The sequence below is a fragment of the Dyadobacter alkalitolerans DSM 23607 genome (assembly GCF_000428845.1).
Lineage (GTDB): Bacteria > Bacteroidota > Bacteroidia > Cytophagales > Spirosomataceae > Dyadobacter > Dyadobacter alkalitolerans.
This window is the reverse complement of record NZ_AUAS01000006.1, coordinates 325,425-342,221: the sequence shown is the minus strand read 5'-3', so window position 1 is coordinate 342,221 and position 16,797 is coordinate 325,425. Positions and strand designations below refer to the sequence as shown.

Here is a 16,797-nt window from a genome sequence, read left to right as displayed (position 1 = left end):
TTATTTTTCCAATCAATAAACATTGGTTGCAAGTCCGTGCAGTTAGGCCTTTCTTTGCAAGCGAATTGGCCCCGCATCAACGTCTTCTTAATAATATGTTTAAATATAGTTTACCTGCAATTGCACTTATTCTGGGATTGGCGCAGGCTGCCAAAGCCCAGCATTTGCCAGGTGTTGCAATGGGTAACTATGCTGGAACCAATGCATTATATCACAATCCGGCCTTTGTTGCAGACAGTCGTTACAGCTTCCATGTCAATGTAGTCGGCACTCAGTTTTACACGGCCAACAATCACGTCAGATACGAAGCGCCCTACTCGTTTTTGAACCTGGTTACCAACACTGTCTCCGACGAATACCGTAACGAAAGAGGTGTTTTACAGTTTCCGCGTTCCTATCTGGGGGAAAAATTGAATGGAAATCAGAAATATCTGAACGCCGGTGGAGATACCCGACTGCCTTCTGTAATGTTTAATTTGTTCAAAGGAAAGATCGGCGTAGGCATTTCAACGCGGGTAAGATACATGCTGAACACATCCGGCGTGACGGAGCCGCTTGCCAGACTGATCACTAAAACCACCCAGCTGGAAGAATTGCAAGGCCCTTTCTTCGACAACCAATCGGGCAGGCTGCATTTGAATGGGATGGGGGAAGTTGCGTTCACGCTTGGCGGGACGGTGTTTGATAATGAAACGGATTTTTTGAAAGTCGGATTTACAGTGAAAAGGCTGATCGGGCTTTATAATGCGCATGCGATCATTGACAATTCTTCATATGACATTCAGCCGGACGAAACCTGGGAGAACAAACGCCAGTTTATTCGCGTGGAAGAAATTAATATGCGTTACGGGATAACCCGTGATGAGGGTTTTCAAAATATAAAACCTTCACCAGCATGGCTGATAGGCGGCGCGCCTCCGGGAAGCGGCTGGGGTTTTGACCTCGGTGCCGTTTATGAATACAGGCCGGATATCAACAAATTTTCATACACGGAAAAAGGCGAAAGAAAGCGTGACGCATCCAAAAACAAATATCTGTATCGCGTAGCCGTTTCGCTAACAGACATTGGCCGGGTTCATTTCAAAAATCCAGCTTATGTTCTGCAGCAGGAAATTCATACAACCAACAAGGAACTTCGTTACAATTCGTTCCAGAAGCTGGAAGGTTCCGAGGGGATTTTCAATGCGATCAACAGTTCTCTGGACGGTGGAGCGCCGCTGGCACCTAATTTTAAGTCGGTGTTGCCAACGGCTTTTCAGGCAAGTGTTGATTATCATGTGCAGCCGCGGGTTTACGTAAGCGGGTTATGGGTTCAAAATCTGATTCCTCAAAGTGCATTTGGCATGAAAGCCGAATCTGCTATTTCGGTAACACCGCGCTATGAGCATAAATGGTATGAAATTTCCGTTCCTTTAACATTGATGAACCGTTACAGATCGCCAGCAATCGGCCTCGCCGGCCGCATCGGTCCTTTGTGGCTAGGAACGGATCATTTAACGGGATTACTGAATATTGGCAATCCAAAATCCTTTAACTTGTATTTTGGGATTTCGGCAGGACTTTTCCGCCGCCCGCCCGAATCACAAAATCAATGCTGGCCACCAGAAGATTCGTGGATAAGACGCATTTTTAGCAAACGATAAATACGCCTTGCGCGTTTAATATTGATATGGCCCAATTTCTATTGATGCTATGATCTTTAAAACACAAATTGAAATGAGAGAAGTAGAAAAAACAAAAGAAGAATGGCAAAAAGAGCTGACCGGACAACAATGCTTCGTGCTCTTTGAAAAAGGAACAGAAAGGCCTTTTTCACACCCATATAATGACAATAAAGAAGAAGGCACCTATGTATGCGCTGCCTGCGGCACACCGTTGTTCAGCTCGGAGACGAAATATGAATCCGGTTCGGGATGGCCGAGTTTCTTCCAGCCGATCTCATCGGGCAATGTGGAAGAAATAGTGGACCGGGGTCACGGCATGATCCGCACAGAAGTCGTTTGCAGGACCTGCGGCGGGCATCTTGGTCACGTTTTTAATGACGGACCCAAACCAACAGGTCTCAGATATTGCATGAATGGTGCGGCGTTGAAGTTCAACAAAGCCTGATCAAATAGTTCATAAAAAGCCGGACGAACTCAAAAATGTCCGGCTTTTCTTATCTTTGAATTCTTACGAACCTTACCGTTTGATGGAAGTTATCAGATCGTTTTTTAATAAAATAAGGGCAATGTTCCAATTCATTGGGGCACAGCTTTCAACATTCATCAACCGTGTTGCATACAAGCTAACTTCGCTAGTTACGGGTAAGAACCGCGCCGATGCTTATTTTCAATCCTACCGAAACAAGAAAAGATCAATCCGGGAATGGTGGCATGACACCATAGACGTGAATGCGCCTTATTACAGGCCGGTAATGATCCTCTGGAAAACATTCGTATACGGCTTCGTTACATTTGCCCTTTACATCTTTTGCGTGGAAACGAACTTCCTGTGGCTCATGGGAAGTATGCCGAGTGTAGAAGACCTTCAAAATCCGAAAGTGGCTCAATCCTCCGAAATTTACACCTCGGACGGTGTCATGATCGGCAAGTTTTATACAGAAAACAGGACGCCGGTAACAGCCAAAATGATCTCCCCTAACCTTGTGAAAGCATTGATTGCGACGGAGGATGTACGTTTTTACAAACATTCAGGGATTGACTACAAAGCCATGGCGAGCGTGGCCGTGGGCATCATTACTGGCGCAACAGATCGCGGAGGTGGCAGCACGATCACACAGCAATTAGCCAAAAAACTTTTTAAAACCCGTAAAACCGGCGCTCGCGGCTTGCTCGGTTCAGTTCCCGGTTTCAGTACATTAATTTATAAGACCAAAGAATGGCTCACGGCCATTAAGCTCGAAAGGAATTTTACCAAAGAAGAGATCCTCACCATGTATTTCAACACGGTGGATTATGGTAACAATACGTACGGCATCAACACAGCAGCACAATCTTATTTCAGCAAATCACCCGACAGCCTTAACATTCAGGAATCGGCCGTTTTGGTTGGTTTACAAAAAGCTACGACAACCTATAACCCGATCCGCAACATGAAACGGTCGCTGGAAAGGCGTAATGTGGTGATTAATCAAATGCAGAAATATGGCTATATCTCGGCCAAGCAGGCGGATTCCATCAGCGCTTTGCCGATTGTGTTAAAGACGAAATTCGAGACGCCATACGATGGAAATGCCAATTATTTCAAGAATGCAGTAGTTGATTTTGTGAGAAAATGGGGTGAGGAAAACGGTTATGACCTTTATACGGATGGATTGAAGATTTACACCACCATCGATTCCCGCATGCAGGAAGCAGCCGAAGAGGCTATGGTGCAGAAAATGAAGCAATTGCAGCGCGTTTTCGAAGATCACTGGCGCAACCAGAATCCATGGCGCGATGAGCAGGGAAAAGAGATTACGGACTTCCTGGACAATGTTGTAAAACGCACCAGCAAATACAAATCACTCGCCGCCAACTTTCCAAACCAGCCGGACAGTATCAAATATTATCTGAACAAAAAGGATACTATGACTGTGTATGACTGGAAAAACAGCGGTGAAATGAAGCAGTATTGGAGTTCAATGGACTCTTTGGAATACTATAAGCGGATTTTGCGCGCGGGAATGATGGCCATGCACCCGCAATCAGGCCAGATTAAGGCCTGGGTAGGCGGTTTGGATTACAATTATTTCAAATACGATGCAGTAAAGCAAGGCAAAAGACAGCCCGGATCCACATTCAAGCCATTTGTGTACACGACGGCGATTGACGATTCGACATTCAATATGTCACCGTGTGATCAGATCGTGGACAAGCCATTTGAAAAAATATACATGGAAGACGGCGAGCAAAAGGAATGGAGGCCGCGGAATGCAACGGGCACATTCTCCTATTCGAACATGACATTGCGCAGGGCATTGGCACAATCCATCAACTCTGTTACCGCTGAACTGACAGACCAGGTCGGACCTGCAAATGTAGCCCGCTATGCCAAGAAAATGGGGATTACCACACCTTTGAAACCATTGCCTTCCATCGGGCTGGGGCCATTTGACGTTTCGCTTTATGATATGGTGGCCGCTTATGGCGTTTTTGTCAATAACGGAACTTACACGCAGCCGATCCTGGTAACCAAAATTGAGGATAGCAACGGAAAAGTGATCGAAGAATTTCAGCCGGAACACCGTCAGGCCATTAGCGAAGAATCTGCGTTTTTAATGGTTCAAATGCTGAAAGGCGGCGTGGAAGAGCCAGGAGGAACTTCGGGAAGCATTCGCTGGAAGTTTGATGTGACCCGTAATGGTAACGAGCTGGGCGGTAAAACCGGAACGACTTCCAATAACTCAGACGGCTGGTTTATGTGCATCACGCGCGACCTGGTTGTAGGCGCCTGGGTTGGCGGCGACGACCGGAGCATCCACTTTCGATCCACCGATCTGGGGGAAGGCGCTAAAACAGCCTTACCGATCGTAGGAAGCTTTTTGGAAAAAATATACAGGGACAAATCGCTGGCATTGGAACCTGGACCATTCCCTAAGCCCACATTCAAAATCTCTAAAAATTACAACTGCCCGACGCAATGGGCGCCAGCTGCGAATGATTCGCTGGGCATTGGCGGTGACAGCACACCAGCCAAACGGAATGATGAAGATGACTTCCTGATCGGCCCGCCACCGATTCCGCTGGATTCGGGAGGAAGAAATTAGGGAAGAAAAATAATTGAATTCAAAAGACATTCTGGTTTAACCCGGAATGGCTTTTCTTTTTATAAGTCCGTTCCGATCTTCAACACTTCCTTATATTGCATGCGATAAAGGTTAGCATAGACTCCTTCTTTTTCAAGCAATTGCTCGTGGTTCCCTTCTTCCACAATCTCCCCTTTATCCACAACAATGATCTTATCCGCTTCCTGGATTGTGGACAACCTGTGCGCAATCACAACAGCCGTGCGGCCTTTCATTAATTTTTCAATTGCCTTTTGAATCAATTCCTCCGTTTCACTGTCAACGGACGATGTTGCCTCATCCAGCACGATGATTTCCGGCTCATGCACCATGGCGCGCACAAACGAAATCAGCTGCCGCTGCCCTACCGAAAGCGTGGCGCCGCGCTCCATTACATTATAACTGTAACCACCTGGTAATCTTTCAATAAAATCATGAACGCCAACCAGTTTAGCTGCCTCAACGATCTTTTCGTGGGTAATGCTGCTGTCGCCCAGCCTGATGTTATTTTCGATCGTATCCGAAAACAAGAAAACATCCTGCAAAACAACGCCAATATGCCTCCGGAGCGCATTGAGGTCATAGTCATGAACTTCCACGCCGTCCACATAAATGTTCCCTTTATTAATGTCGTAAAATCGCGTTAAGAGGTTGATAACGGATGACTTACCTGCACCAGTTGCGCCCACGAAGGCAATGGTCTGCCCCGAATTGACGCTGAAATTGATATTTTTCAACACATATTCTTCTTCATTATAGGCAAACCAGACATCCTTGAAAGTCACATTTCCCTTGATGGATTCCGGTGCAAATGTGCCTTCGTTGGAAGTATATTCGTCACTATCAAGCACTTTTAGGATCCTGTCGGTGCTCACAATACCCATTTGAAGTGTATTAAAACGGTCGGCAAGCTGGCGAATAGGTCTGAAAAACAAGTTGATAAACATGACGAATGCCGTTACCGTCCCGAAGGTTACTTCTGCATTTAAAATCTGTTTCGAGCCATACCAAACCACCAGACCCGTTCCCGCAGCCGCTATAACGTCCGCAACAGGGAAATAGATGGAATAGTAAAGAATAGACCGAATGTTCGCGTCGCGGTGGACCTTGTTGATTTCCCTGAACTTTTTAAACTCAATGTCTTCGCTGCTAAAAATCTGCACGATACCAATGCCCGTCAAATGTTCCTGGACAAAGGAATTGAGGTTGGAAACAGCCGCACGCACCTCGTTAAAAGAATCTTTGATCTTCTCCTTGAAAATGTAAGTACAAATCAGCATCAATGGAATGGTCGATAAGCTGATGATCGACAATTTCCAATCGGTATAAAACATAACCGCAATGATAAGGACCAACTGCAAAATGTCCCCGGCAATAGCCGCCATACCATCACTGAAAACGTTGGAAAGCGTTTCAACATCCGAAATGGTGCGGGTTACGAGCCTTCCGATGGGCGTGTTATCAAAAAATTTAAGCCTTAAACCGATAATTTTCTGATACAGCTGAACCCTGATATCCTTAATAATATACTGCCCCAGCCACCCCGACATGTAAGTGTTCCAGAACTGCGCGAAACCTTGCAGAATGGTTACGACGATCATAATGCCCAGCATGACAGTCAATTGCGCATAATCTCCGTTCGCAATAGGCGTGTCAATGGTATATTTGATCAGCAGTGGCGTCAGCGGTGCAAGTAATGCATTGAGTAAGATGATGACAATCAGCAGATAGAACTGCTTTTCATACGGACGTACAAATGTATATAAGCGCCGTAATGTAGGAAGATCGAATATCTGGCCGCTTTTAGTTTCCTGATTCACCTGCTGAAATTAAATTGACAAAGTTTCTGACTGTGTTATTGACCAACAATGTAAAAGTAAAAAATGTCACCCGGGGATTAAAAATTTTGGCATTATTGTCGGTAAGGTGGTAGTTCTCTTGGTTTTCCGGCTTTTGTGAAGGTTATTAAGTCAGCAAAATCATAGTCCATGGCTTTCGTTCCCGATGCAATTCCTGTACATTCTTTACCCAAAACGCCCAGCCAGGTTCCTGCATTAAAGATTTTTCGTTTCAAAAACAGCGAAGGAAAATTTAAGGAATCACCTGTTTCCCTGCCCATTACGCCCTTACCTACCGACACACCGCATCGTCACACTTACTATGAGATCCTTTTTATTGAAGAAGGCGCTGGCTTTCACGAAATCGACTTCCATTCTTACAACATTCAGGGAGCCGGATTGCATTTTTTAACGCCCGGACAAGTGCATTTGCTCACATTCTCAACCTCATTCCAAGGTTACATTGTTGCCTTTTCGGAAGATTTTTACACTTTTTATAACCCCGTAAGCCCATCGCTTTCACAGCTCCCGTTTTTCCAGCCCGCGCGCCGTCAGCCCATCATTACACTCTCGGAAACTGAGAAACGCTATTTTCATAACATTCTGGAAAACATGGTTTCGGATCACCTGACCTCCGAAACGGATCAGACGATGATTGGGAAATACCTGGGCCTGATGTTACAGAAATGCGCTTTCCTGGCTCCTAAGAACATTCAACCCGCCGAATCAGCCGTGCAAACGGTTCCGGAGCTGGTGGGAAGGTTTCAGGAGTTGGTTGAGAAAAATTTCCGCCAAATGCATGAGGTTCAGCAGTATGCGCTGGAACTTTCTGTTTCGCCGGACTATTTAAGCAAGATCATTAAAAAATATCTCGGTACGCCTTCACAGGAATACATTCTGGACAAACTGCTATTGGAAGCCAAAAGGCTGCTTGTATTTACCAACCTGAGCAGCAAGGAAATAGGTTACCACATTCACATGGACGATCCTTCCTATTTCAGCCGGATCTTTAAAAAGAAAACCGGACTCACGCCCAACGAGTATCGCGACCATGTTCGGAAAAGTACCATTTAATAGCAAAAATGTACCTTGCCCCCACCTGAATGGGCGGATATCTTTGTATTATCCAAAAATAAAATGGCTAAATAATACTATCGATATCCACTATGCAGATTCGCAACGATCTTACCGCCGCTTCGCTTCAGCCTAAAATAGACAAGCTCTGGCAGCTTTCCGCCGAGAAAATCAACCTTATTTCCCGGGAATACGACAATTCAAAAGGAACGCCCGTTTTCACAGTCAATGGCAAATACACATTGCGCGGCTGGACGGAATGGACACAAGGTTTCCAATATGGCGCGGAGGTTTTGCAGTTCGATGCAACGGGCGAAACGCAGTTTTTAGAAAGTGCCCGTAAAAACACGGTAAGCAGCATGGCTTCGCATGTTGGCCATTTCGGGGTGCATGACCATGGTTTCAATAATGTGAGCACCTACGGCAACTTATTAAGATTGATGAACGAAGGCCGCATTGAAGAAAACGAGTGGGAACGCAACTTTTACGAGATCGCCCTGAAAATATCCGGCGCAGTCCAAGCCAAAAGATGGACGACGACAAAAGACGGACAAGGTTTTATCCATTCCTTTAATGGCCCGCACTCTCTATTTGTAGATACGATACGTTCGGTGCGTGCGCTGATGGTTTCGCACTTACTAGGGCATAGCTTAATGGGTGAAAATGATGTTAAAACAAGCCTGCTCGAACGCGGCACATTGCATTCTATCGCCACTGCCAAATATGCCGTTTACTATGGTGAAGGCCGTGATAGTTATGACATTTGGGGCCGCACGGCACATGAAAGCGTTTTTAACACCAACGACGGCAATTACCGCTGCCCCAATTCCCAGCAAGGTTTCTCTGGTTTCACCACCTGGACACGCGGACTTGCGTGGGCCATGGCGGGTTTTGCAGAACAATTGGAATCGCTTTCCAGCTTTTCTGACGACGAACTGGCGCAACTGGGCGGCAGAGCAGAAATCGAGAAAATATATTTAAAGGGTGCCCAAGCCACCTGCGACTTCTACATTGACAATACTGCTTCCGACGGCATTCCTTACTGGGACACCGGCGCGCCGCATCTTTATAAATTAGGCGATTACACGTCCAGAACTTCCGATCCTTACAATGAATTTGAGCCTATAGACAGCTCCGCGGCTGCCATAGGCGCGCAAGGTTTGCTTCGTTTGGGAAAATATCTGAATGATAAGGGCGAAACGGAACAGGGAAACAAATACTGGCAGGCAGGCTTAACGGCATTGGATTCGCTGTTTGCAGAACCTTATTTATCAACCGACCCAACGCATCAGGGCTTGATCCTGCATTCGATCTACCACCGTCCGAATGGATGGGACAACATTCCGGCTGGACAGAAAATCCCTTGCGGCGAATCCAGTATGTGGGGCGATTACCATGCCCGCGAAGTGGCGCTGTATGTAGACCGCATTAATAAAAACTTGCCTTACTACACTTATCTGGGCGCTGTTAAGTAATCAAAAATGGAAAATATAACATTAAACCGTTGCTGCATCCACACCATCACGACGAAGCCCTGGGAGCTTTCGGAGGCGGTGGAAAATTATGCGGCTGCGGGTGTCAAAGGAATAAGTGTCTGGCAGAATGCAACCGAACGGATCGGCCCTCACCGTGCCGGAGAGCTGATCCGGTCTGCCGGGCTTGAAATCGTCTCTTACGTTCGTGGCGGATTTTTCCCTCATACGAGCAGCGCAGGACGTGCACAGGCCATTGATCACAACCGGAAGTTACTCGAAGAAGCCGCAGCTTTGGGTGCTCCCATGATCGTGCTGGTTTGCGGCGCATCGCCCGATCAGTCCATGGAAAAGTCCAGGGAACAGATCAAGGAAGGCATTGCAGCCATTTTGCCATTGGCCGAAAAACTGAAAGTAAAGCTGGCCATCGAACCCTTACATCCGATGTATGCCGCTGACCGATCAGCGATTAACACGTTGGCGCAGGCTAATGATATGGCCGAATATTTCAACTCTCCTTACGTGGGCGTGGCGGTGGATGTGTATCATTTGTGGTGGGACGGCGACCTGGAAAAGGAAATCGCACGCTGCGGTGCAAACAGAAACTTGCTGGCTTACCACGTTTGCGACTGGAAGGTCAACACCATTGATCTGCTCAACGATCGCGGGTTAATGGGCGAAGGCTGCATTGATCTGAAAAAGATCCGCGGATGGGTGGAAGCGACTGGTTTCAAAGGCTTTTGTGAGGTAGAAATTTTCTCCAACATTCACTGGGCCAAGGATCAGCATTTGTTTTTGGGAGAAATTACAGAGGCATTTTTAAAAACTGTTTAAAATAAAAACATGACTACACATAACATTGGTATTATCATGAACGGCGTGACGGGCCGTATGGGAACGAATCAGCATTTATTAAGGTCTATCAAAGCCATTATCGAGCAAGGCGGCGTTAAACTTTCTGCCGATGAGGTGATTATGCCTGACCCGATCCTGGTAGGCCGCAATGAAAGCAAGCTGCAATCGCTTTGCAAACAGTCGGGAATAGCGAAATACACAACGGATCTTGATTCTGTCATGTCCGATCCGCAGTATCAGATTTATTTTGACGCGCAGGTTACTGGCCGCCGGGCCGCTGCTGTTAAAAAAGCTATTCTGGCCGGAAAACACATTTATTGTGAAAAACCAACAGGCACAACGACCGAAGAAGCGCTTGAATTATATGAACTTGCCACGGCAGCCGGCTTGAAAAACGGCGTTGTGCAGGACAAGCTCTGGCTTCCGGGAATGCTGAAATTGAAGCGCTTAATGGAAAATGGTTTCTTTGGAAAAATCCTTTCCGTGCGCGGAGAATTTGGTTACTGGGTTTTCGAAGGCCACAGCATTCCAGCTCAGCGTCCTTCCTGGAATTACCGGAAAGAAGACGACGGCGGCATTATTGTAGATATGCTTTGCCATTGGCGCTATGTTTTGGATAATCTTTTTGGCAAAGTAAAAGCTGTTTCCTGCCTCGGCGCCACGCACATTCCAGAGCGCATTGATGAAAACGGCAATCCTTATAAAGCAACAGCAGACGACGCCTGCTACGCCACATTCGAGCTTGAAGATGACGTCATTGCACAATTCAACTCATCCTGGACCGTCCGCGTCCGCCGCGACGATCTTCTGACATTGCAAGTGGACGGCACACATGGTTCCGCAGTCGCTGGCCTACGCGATTGCTACACGCAACATTACGGAAACACGCCAAAGCCAGTCTGGAACCCGGATATCCCCCAACCAATCCCGTTTTTTGAAGGTTGGGCAAAAGTGCCTGAGCAGGAAATTTTCGACAATGCATTCAAAGCGCAGTGGGAGCTTTTTTTGAAACACATTGTAAAAGACACGCCATTCCCATGGGATTTGAAAGCAGGGGCACGCGGTGTGCAACTGGCTGAAAAAGGAATTGAAAGCTGGGAAAAACGTCAGTGGGTTAACATTGAGGAATTATGAAAAACACGGCGTTAATCACTGGCGGAAGTCGCGGCATTGGCTTTGGGATCGCCAAAGCCCTTGCCAACGAAGGCTATAACCTCGCCATTAACGGCGTGCGTGACGAAGCGGGCGCAGCAGAAGCCCTGAATGAGTTAAGAGAACTGGGTGCGGAAGTGGCTTACTGCCAGGGAAATATCGCCAACCCAGCTGATCGCGAAGCTATTATCGAAAAAACATATTCTGTTTTTGGACAAATTAATATTCTGGTAAATAATGCAGGAATTGCTCCGCGGGAACGACTGGATATCCTGGAAACGACTCCCGAAAATTTTCAGGAGGTTATGCAAACCAACCTTGAAGGACCATTTTTCCTGACGCAGGCCATTGCAAAACGAATGGCACATGCAAAGCAAAACAACCATGCGTTTGAAGCGACGATCATTTTCGTGACTTCCATTTCGGCGACGGTTGCGTCTACGAACAGGGGTGAATATTGTATTTCAAAATCAGGGCTGGCGATGACGAATCTGCTTTTTGCTGTTCGTATGGCTGAGTTTAACATTCCCGTTTTTGAGATCCGGCCCGGCATTATCGCCACGGATATGACTTCCAAAGTGCAGGAAAAATACGATAACCTGTTTCAAAGCGGCATTGCATTGCAGCCGCGCTGGGGCACTCCCGATGATGTTGGAAAAGCCGTGGCATCATTAACAAGAGGTGATTTCCCCTACTCCACCGGCCAGGTGATTGGTGTGGATGGCGGAATGTTGATTGATAGATTATAGCTTTCAAAGTAAACCAAATCACTTATGTCCGAACATTCCACCCCTCGCCCTACCTTACTCTCACAATTGCTTCAAGTGCCGGTTATTGTGGCTGCATTGGGCTATCTGGTCGATATGTACGACCTCTTTTTGTTCAGTGTAGTGCGCGTTCCAAGTTTGAAAGCGCTGAATGTGCCGGCAGATCAGTTACTCGGCGAAGGCATCCGGCTGCTTAATTATCAAATGGCCGGAATGCTCATCGGTGGCGTTCTATGGGGCGTCATTGCTGATAAAAAAGGACGACTTTCAGTGCTTTTCGGATCCATTATCATGTATTCGCTTGCCAATATCGGGAACGGTTTTGTCACCTCGCTGGATCAATATGCACTGCTCCGCTTCATTGCAGGTGTAGGACTTGCGGGGGAACTGGGAGCCGGGATTACATTGGTTACTGAAGTTTTGCCCAAAGAAATACGCGGTTATGGAACCACATTGGTGGCAACATTAGGCGTTCTTGGAGCCATCCTCGCGTATTTCGTGGCGGATATGTTCGCATGGCGGATTTCCTATTTTGTTGGCGGTGGAATGGGCTTGCTATTGCTTGTTTTGAGGTTCAATGTATTTGAATCGGGCATGTTCAAGCAGGTTAAGGAGCGAACTGTGGACCGCGGCAACGTCATGATGATCCTGACGAATGGGAAGCGTTTTGCTAAATATATGATGGCCATCCTGATGGGGCTGCCCATCTGGTTTGTGGTCGGTATCCTGATCACATTCTCTCCCGAATTTGGCGCTGCAAAGGGAATTGAAGGAATCAATGCAGGAAAGGCGGTTATGCTGGCGTTTTCCGGACAAGTTTTCGGGGACATTTTCAGTGGTTTGTTAAGCCAATATCTGAAAAGCAGAAAGCGCGTAATCGGCTTGTTCATCATTCTTTCACTAACCATGATGATTGGCTATCTGATGATCCCGTCGCTCGACCTGTTTACATTCTATCTGATGTGCGCATTGTTAGGATTTTGCAACGGTTACTGGACCTTGTTTATCACCATCGCCGCGGAGCTTTTCGGAACCAACCTGCGCGCCACTGTGGCGACAACTGTTCCTAATTTTGTAAGAGGCGCTACGATCCCGCTGGCTGCATTGTTTGTCAGCTTCAAACCGGACCTCGGCGTCATTCAGAGTGCTCTGCTCATTGGTGTGGCCACGTCGCTGGTTGCATTGCTAGCCTTATATTTTTTAGAAGAAACATTTACAAAGGATATGGATTACGTAGAAAAGGAATAGTTCATATTCTTAATTGAAATTTTGCTAAAACGGCTCCTGCATTGCAGCGAGCCGTTTTTTTTAACACTTATTAACAGATTCAGAAGCAACATATGCCTCTTACAAATCATCATTGAACCGAATTTCAAAAACCTTTTAATTACTCATGAAAGATATAAACCACTCATTCACGTAAAGTTTCCACTCCTGTACTTTGTATTACATAGTACCGGAATTTGCGCCACCTTTGTTATGTCCTCAGAGACAAAAAGTAAATAAAACATTAGCCATAAAAATAAAATAAGCCATGAAAACTACAATCAAAACCTTCGCATTTGCCTTAGCATTAATCGCATCTTCATTTGCTGCCAACGCAGAAGACAAAGAAACCAAGAAAGCTTCAACATTCGGAACAGGGATTTACCCAACTAAAAGCGGCAAGATCAATGTCCTGGTTTCAAAAGCAAACAGCGACGCCAACACAGTGATTTTACTTAAAAACGAAGCTGGAAACGTTGTTTACCGCGAAACTGTCAGCAAAGACAACCAAAAATTCGGTCGTACATTGAACATGGACCAAATGGACGCTGGGAAATACGAACTGGACGTCATCAGCGGCAAAGAAATCCAATCCAAATCTTTCGAACTCTCGGAACAAAAATTGGAACGCTCTTTAACCGTCAAATAATTAAAGCGTAAACCTTAAATCACTAGGCCTCCGGAAACCCGGAGGCTTTTTTTGTTTTCTGCCCCTCATGCACAAGCATTCATTGGAATAAGGAGATATTCTTACTCGTTCCCTTTTTCAGTTGTTTTAACACTGTAACAACTGGCTATGGACTCACGTCGCGATTTTCTTCAAAAATTAACTCTCGGAATTGGTGCAACCGCGCTGACCGATCTGCCCGCAGCTGCCCGGGAGCTTTATGCCGGCCCAAAAGCAGACAAACAATTACGCGTCGCCATTATGGGCCTTGGCAGTTATGGAACGCGCGTTGCGGATGCCATGAAAGACTGTAAAATGGCGACACTCGTGGGAGCCGTTTCAGGCACACCTGCCAAGCTTGAAGACTGGAAAAAGAAATACAACATTCCGGAAAAGAACACCTATAACTACGACACGGTAAGCAAGGTCAAGGACAATCCGGATATTGATCTCGTGTACATTACGACGCCTAACTCCTTGCACCATAAGCACGTGCTGCAAATAGCTGCTGCCGGCAAACACGTTCTTTGTGAAAAGCCTGTGGCTGATAATGCCAAGCAAACCCGCGAAATGATCGCGGCCTGCGAAAAGGCCGGGGTGAAATTTTACATTGGTTACCGCATGCATTTTGAACCGCACACCCGCGAGCTGATCCGCATGCGCGAGGCGGGCGAGCTGGGCAAGATTATGCATGTAAACAATTACATGGGTTTCAAATCCGGCGATCCGAATCAATGGAGGCTAAAAAAAGCCCTGGCTGGCGGTGGCGCCATGATGGATGTTGGTATTTACGCATTGAACGGAGCACGTTACGCCACAGGCGAAGAGCCAATCTGGGTGACGGCGCAGGAAACGAAAACCGATCCGGTGAAATTCAAGGAAGTGGACGAAACGATCATGTTCCAGCTTGGCTTCCCCAGCGGCGTGGTGGCGAGTTGCGGCACGACCTACAACTTCAATAATTACGAAAGACTTTATGTAATTGGCGAAAAAGGCTTTGTGGAACTAAGCCCCGCATTCAGCTACGGCCCGATCAAAGGACGGACGCACAATGGCCCGATGAATCAGCCCATAGTCACGCACCAGACATTGCAAATGGATGGCATTGCCGACATTATCCTCAACAACAAGCCTGATCCTAATGTAAGCGGAGCCGAAGGATTAAAGGATATGATCGTAGTCGACGCCGTTTACGAGTCCATCCGCAAAGGCGGTGCAAAAATCATGTTAGCAGGCAAATAAACATTCATAATCAGGATCACCATGATCGTTTCGAAGTTGTTAAAGCAATGCGTCTCCGTTCTCATGGTGATTCTTGCATTAAATACCAGTTGTAGTAAAAAAAGCATCACCGCTTCCGGCAGCGGTGATACGGATAATCGGTTCAAAGTTATCGGCTATCTGCCAAACCGAACCGATCTTCTGGCATCTGCCAAACAAATTGATTTTGGCAAAATCACCCATTTATACATTGCCTTCATCAATCCCGACTCCCTCGGGAACCTCACAGGAACTGAAAATCTTAAAGAAGTTGGCGCCCTGGCCCATTCCAGAAATGTCAGGATCATGGCATCTATCGGTGGCGGCGGCGCTCCGGAATATTATCCTTCCTTTTTAACAGGAGAAAAGAAAACTAAACTCATCAATGACCTTGTAAACCTGGCAGTTAACAATAACCTCGACGGCATTGACGTAGATCTGGAAGGAGCATTAATTGACGCCAACTACGAAAGCTTCGTAACCGACCTTGCAGGGCCGTTAAAACAGAAAAATAAACTGATCACAGCGGCAATCGCCACCGTCTACAAAAGCCAGTTTACGGACAAAGCATTGGCCCAGTTCGATTTTGTCAACATTATGTCCTATGACCGCACTGGTCCATGGCGCCCCGATAAACCCGGCCCCCACGCTCCCTATTCCATGGCCGAGGAAGACCTTCAATACTGGCTCGAAACACGCAAGATCCCCAAAGAAAAACTCACGCTCGGCGTTCCCTTCTACGGCTACGGCTTCGGCGGCACCGCTCCTGAAAGTATGTCCTACAAAAACATCCTCCGCCAATTTCCGGATTCAGTTAATCAGGATCAGATGCATTTGAATGGTGGGATGGTTTATTATAATGGGCTACCTACAATTCGGAAGAAGACGGAGCTGGCGAAGCAGAAGGTTAGCGGGGTGATGATCTGGCAGTTGTTGCAGGATAGTACAGGGGTGAAGTCGCTGTTGGGGGAGATTGATGGGGTGGTGAAGAGGAAGTGACCGTTAGAAAATAAATATGACCACTTAGGTAAATCGTACCGGCCAAAGGATAAAAGGTGCAAGGGATAACCTGGCAAGTTGCGCATAAGACGCTATTTTTGAGATTTTGCTGTTTTCCAAACGAACACACTATAAATGATACCTGCCAAAGATTTGAGACGCATCGCGTTGGAGCGGCTGACCGATGCAGAGATTTTACTGCAAGCAAAACGATTCGATTGCGCGGTGTACCTAAGCGGCTATTGCATGGCAGGCTACAAAAATGATTAGGAGTGTTAAAACAATGCTTGAAATCCTATGAAGGAAATCGTCAAAAAGCTGATCCAGATTGAGAAAGAAAGTGCGCAGGAAATGGGCGAATACACATTCTTTGCACTGTTCCTGAGGGAGAATGCTGCAAATCGCTGGGACGTTCTAGTCGCCTCTAAATGGATAAATACAGACAAAGATGCAGCACTTAACTATCTCGCAAAGAAGTTGAACGATGCACTGGACGATACGGAAATTGTAAAAATTTCGCATATCGCTATCCTTGACAACGATCTCTTTGAAGTTCCTGAATTTTTGGAAGATGTCCATGTGCAGCACGGGTATGCACGTTTTGAGGATGAAGAATTCTCCGGACAACAAATTGAGCGAGGTTATGTAATTACCATTAACAGCAATCAGGTTGCATAGC

At 46.6% G+C, this 16,797-nt stretch carries 14 protein-coding genes; 13 read left to right on the top strand and 1 reads right to left on the bottom strand.

The features are described from left to right. Positions 1-95 precede the first annotated feature (95 nt). From G395_RS0114705 to G395_RS0114695, 3 genes are all read left to right on the top strand, one after another. On the top strand, positions 96-1,643 hold the full coding sequence (locus tag G395_RS0114705; RefSeq protein ID WP_026630746.1) for a DUF5723 family protein: 1,548 nt from the start codon (positions 96-98) through the stop codon (positions 1,641-1,643). Positions 1,644-1,716: 73 nt separating this feature from the next. Continuing rightward, positions 1,717-2,109, top strand: a complete 393-nt coding sequence (gene msrB / locus G395_RS0114700; protein WP_026630745.1) for a peptide-methionine (R)-S-oxide reductase MsrB — start codon at positions 1,717-1,719, stop codon at positions 2,107-2,109. A gap of 82 nt (positions 2,110-2,191) precedes the next feature. After that, the gene (locus tag G395_RS0114695; protein ID WP_026630744.1) at positions 2,192-4,750 is read left to right on the top strand and encodes a penicillin-binding protein 1A; all 2,559 of its coding nucleotides are present in this window, start codon (positions 2,192-2,194) and stop codon (positions 4,748-4,750) included. Between the two features lie 59 nt (positions 4,751-4,809). Here G395_RS0114695 and G395_RS0114690 read toward each other — a convergent pair whose 3' ends face one another. After that, complete coding sequence (locus G395_RS0114690; protein WP_026630743.1) at positions 4,810-6,588, bottom strand: ABC transporter ATP-binding protein; 1,779 nt, start codon at positions 6,586-6,588, stop codon at positions 4,810-4,812. 168 nt (positions 6,589-6,756) lie between these two features. Here G395_RS0114690 and G395_RS0114685 point away from each other — a divergent pair, with 168 nt between their 5' ends. The 10 genes from G395_RS0114685 (at position 6,757) to G395_RS0114635 (ending at position 16,796) form a co-directional block, all read left to right on the top strand. Continuing rightward, positions 6,757-7,680 carry a helix-turn-helix domain-containing protein gene (locus G395_RS0114685; protein WP_026630742.1) on the top strand — a complete coding sequence of 308 codons (924 nt, stop codon included), beginning with the start codon at positions 6,757-6,759 and terminating at the stop codon, positions 7,678-7,680. A gap of 92 nt (positions 7,681-7,772) precedes the next feature. Beyond that, a complete protein-coding gene (locus tag G395_RS0114680) occupies positions 7,773-9,155 on the top strand; it encodes a glycoside hydrolase family 88 protein (RefSeq protein ID WP_026630741.1) in 1,383 nt (460 codons plus the stop codon). A 6-nt stretch (positions 9,156-9,161) separates the two neighbouring features. Continuing rightward, positions 9,162-9,986, top strand: a complete 825-nt coding sequence (locus G395_RS0114675) for a sugar phosphate isomerase/epimerase family protein (protein WP_026630740.1) — start codon at positions 9,162-9,164, stop codon at positions 9,984-9,986. Positions 9,987-9,995: 9 nt separating this feature from the next. Beyond that, on the top strand, positions 9,996-11,141 hold the full coding sequence (locus G395_RS0114670; protein WP_026630739.1) for a Gfo/Idh/MocA family protein: 1,146 nt from the start codon (positions 9,996-9,998) through the stop codon (positions 11,139-11,141). Further along, positions 11,138-11,908 carry a 3-ketoacyl-ACP reductase gene (locus G395_RS0114665; RefSeq protein WP_026630738.1) on the top strand — a complete coding sequence of 257 codons (771 nt, stop codon included), beginning with the start codon at positions 11,138-11,140 and terminating at the stop codon, positions 11,906-11,908. Before G395_RS0114670 ends, G395_RS0114665 begins: the two co-directional genes overlap by 4 nt. Before the next feature lie 24 nt (positions 11,909-11,932). Continuing rightward, entirely contained in the window at positions 11,933-13,174 is a 1,242-nt protein-coding gene (locus G395_RS0114660) for an MFS transporter (protein WP_026630737.1), read from the top strand. 286 nt (positions 13,175-13,460) lie between these two features. After that, entirely contained in the window at positions 13,461-13,841 is a 381-nt protein-coding gene (locus G395_RS0114655) for a hypothetical protein (protein WP_026630736.1), read from the top strand. A gap of 147 nt (positions 13,842-13,988) precedes the next feature. Then, entirely contained in the window at positions 13,989-15,101 is a 1,113-nt protein-coding gene (locus G395_RS0114650) for a Gfo/Idh/MocA family protein (protein ID WP_026630735.1), read from the top strand. 21 nt (positions 15,102-15,122) lie between these two features. Next, positions 15,123-16,118, top strand: a complete 996-nt coding sequence (locus tag G395_RS29445; RefSeq protein ID WP_084439628.1) for a glycosyl hydrolase family 18 protein — start codon at positions 15,123-15,125, stop codon at positions 16,116-16,118. 297 nt (positions 16,119-16,415) lie between these two features. Further along, on the top strand, positions 16,416-16,796 hold the full coding sequence (locus tag G395_RS0114635; protein ID WP_026630734.1) for a hypothetical protein: 381 nt from the start codon (positions 16,416-16,418) through the stop codon (positions 16,794-16,796). Position 16,797 lies beyond the last annotated feature (1 nt).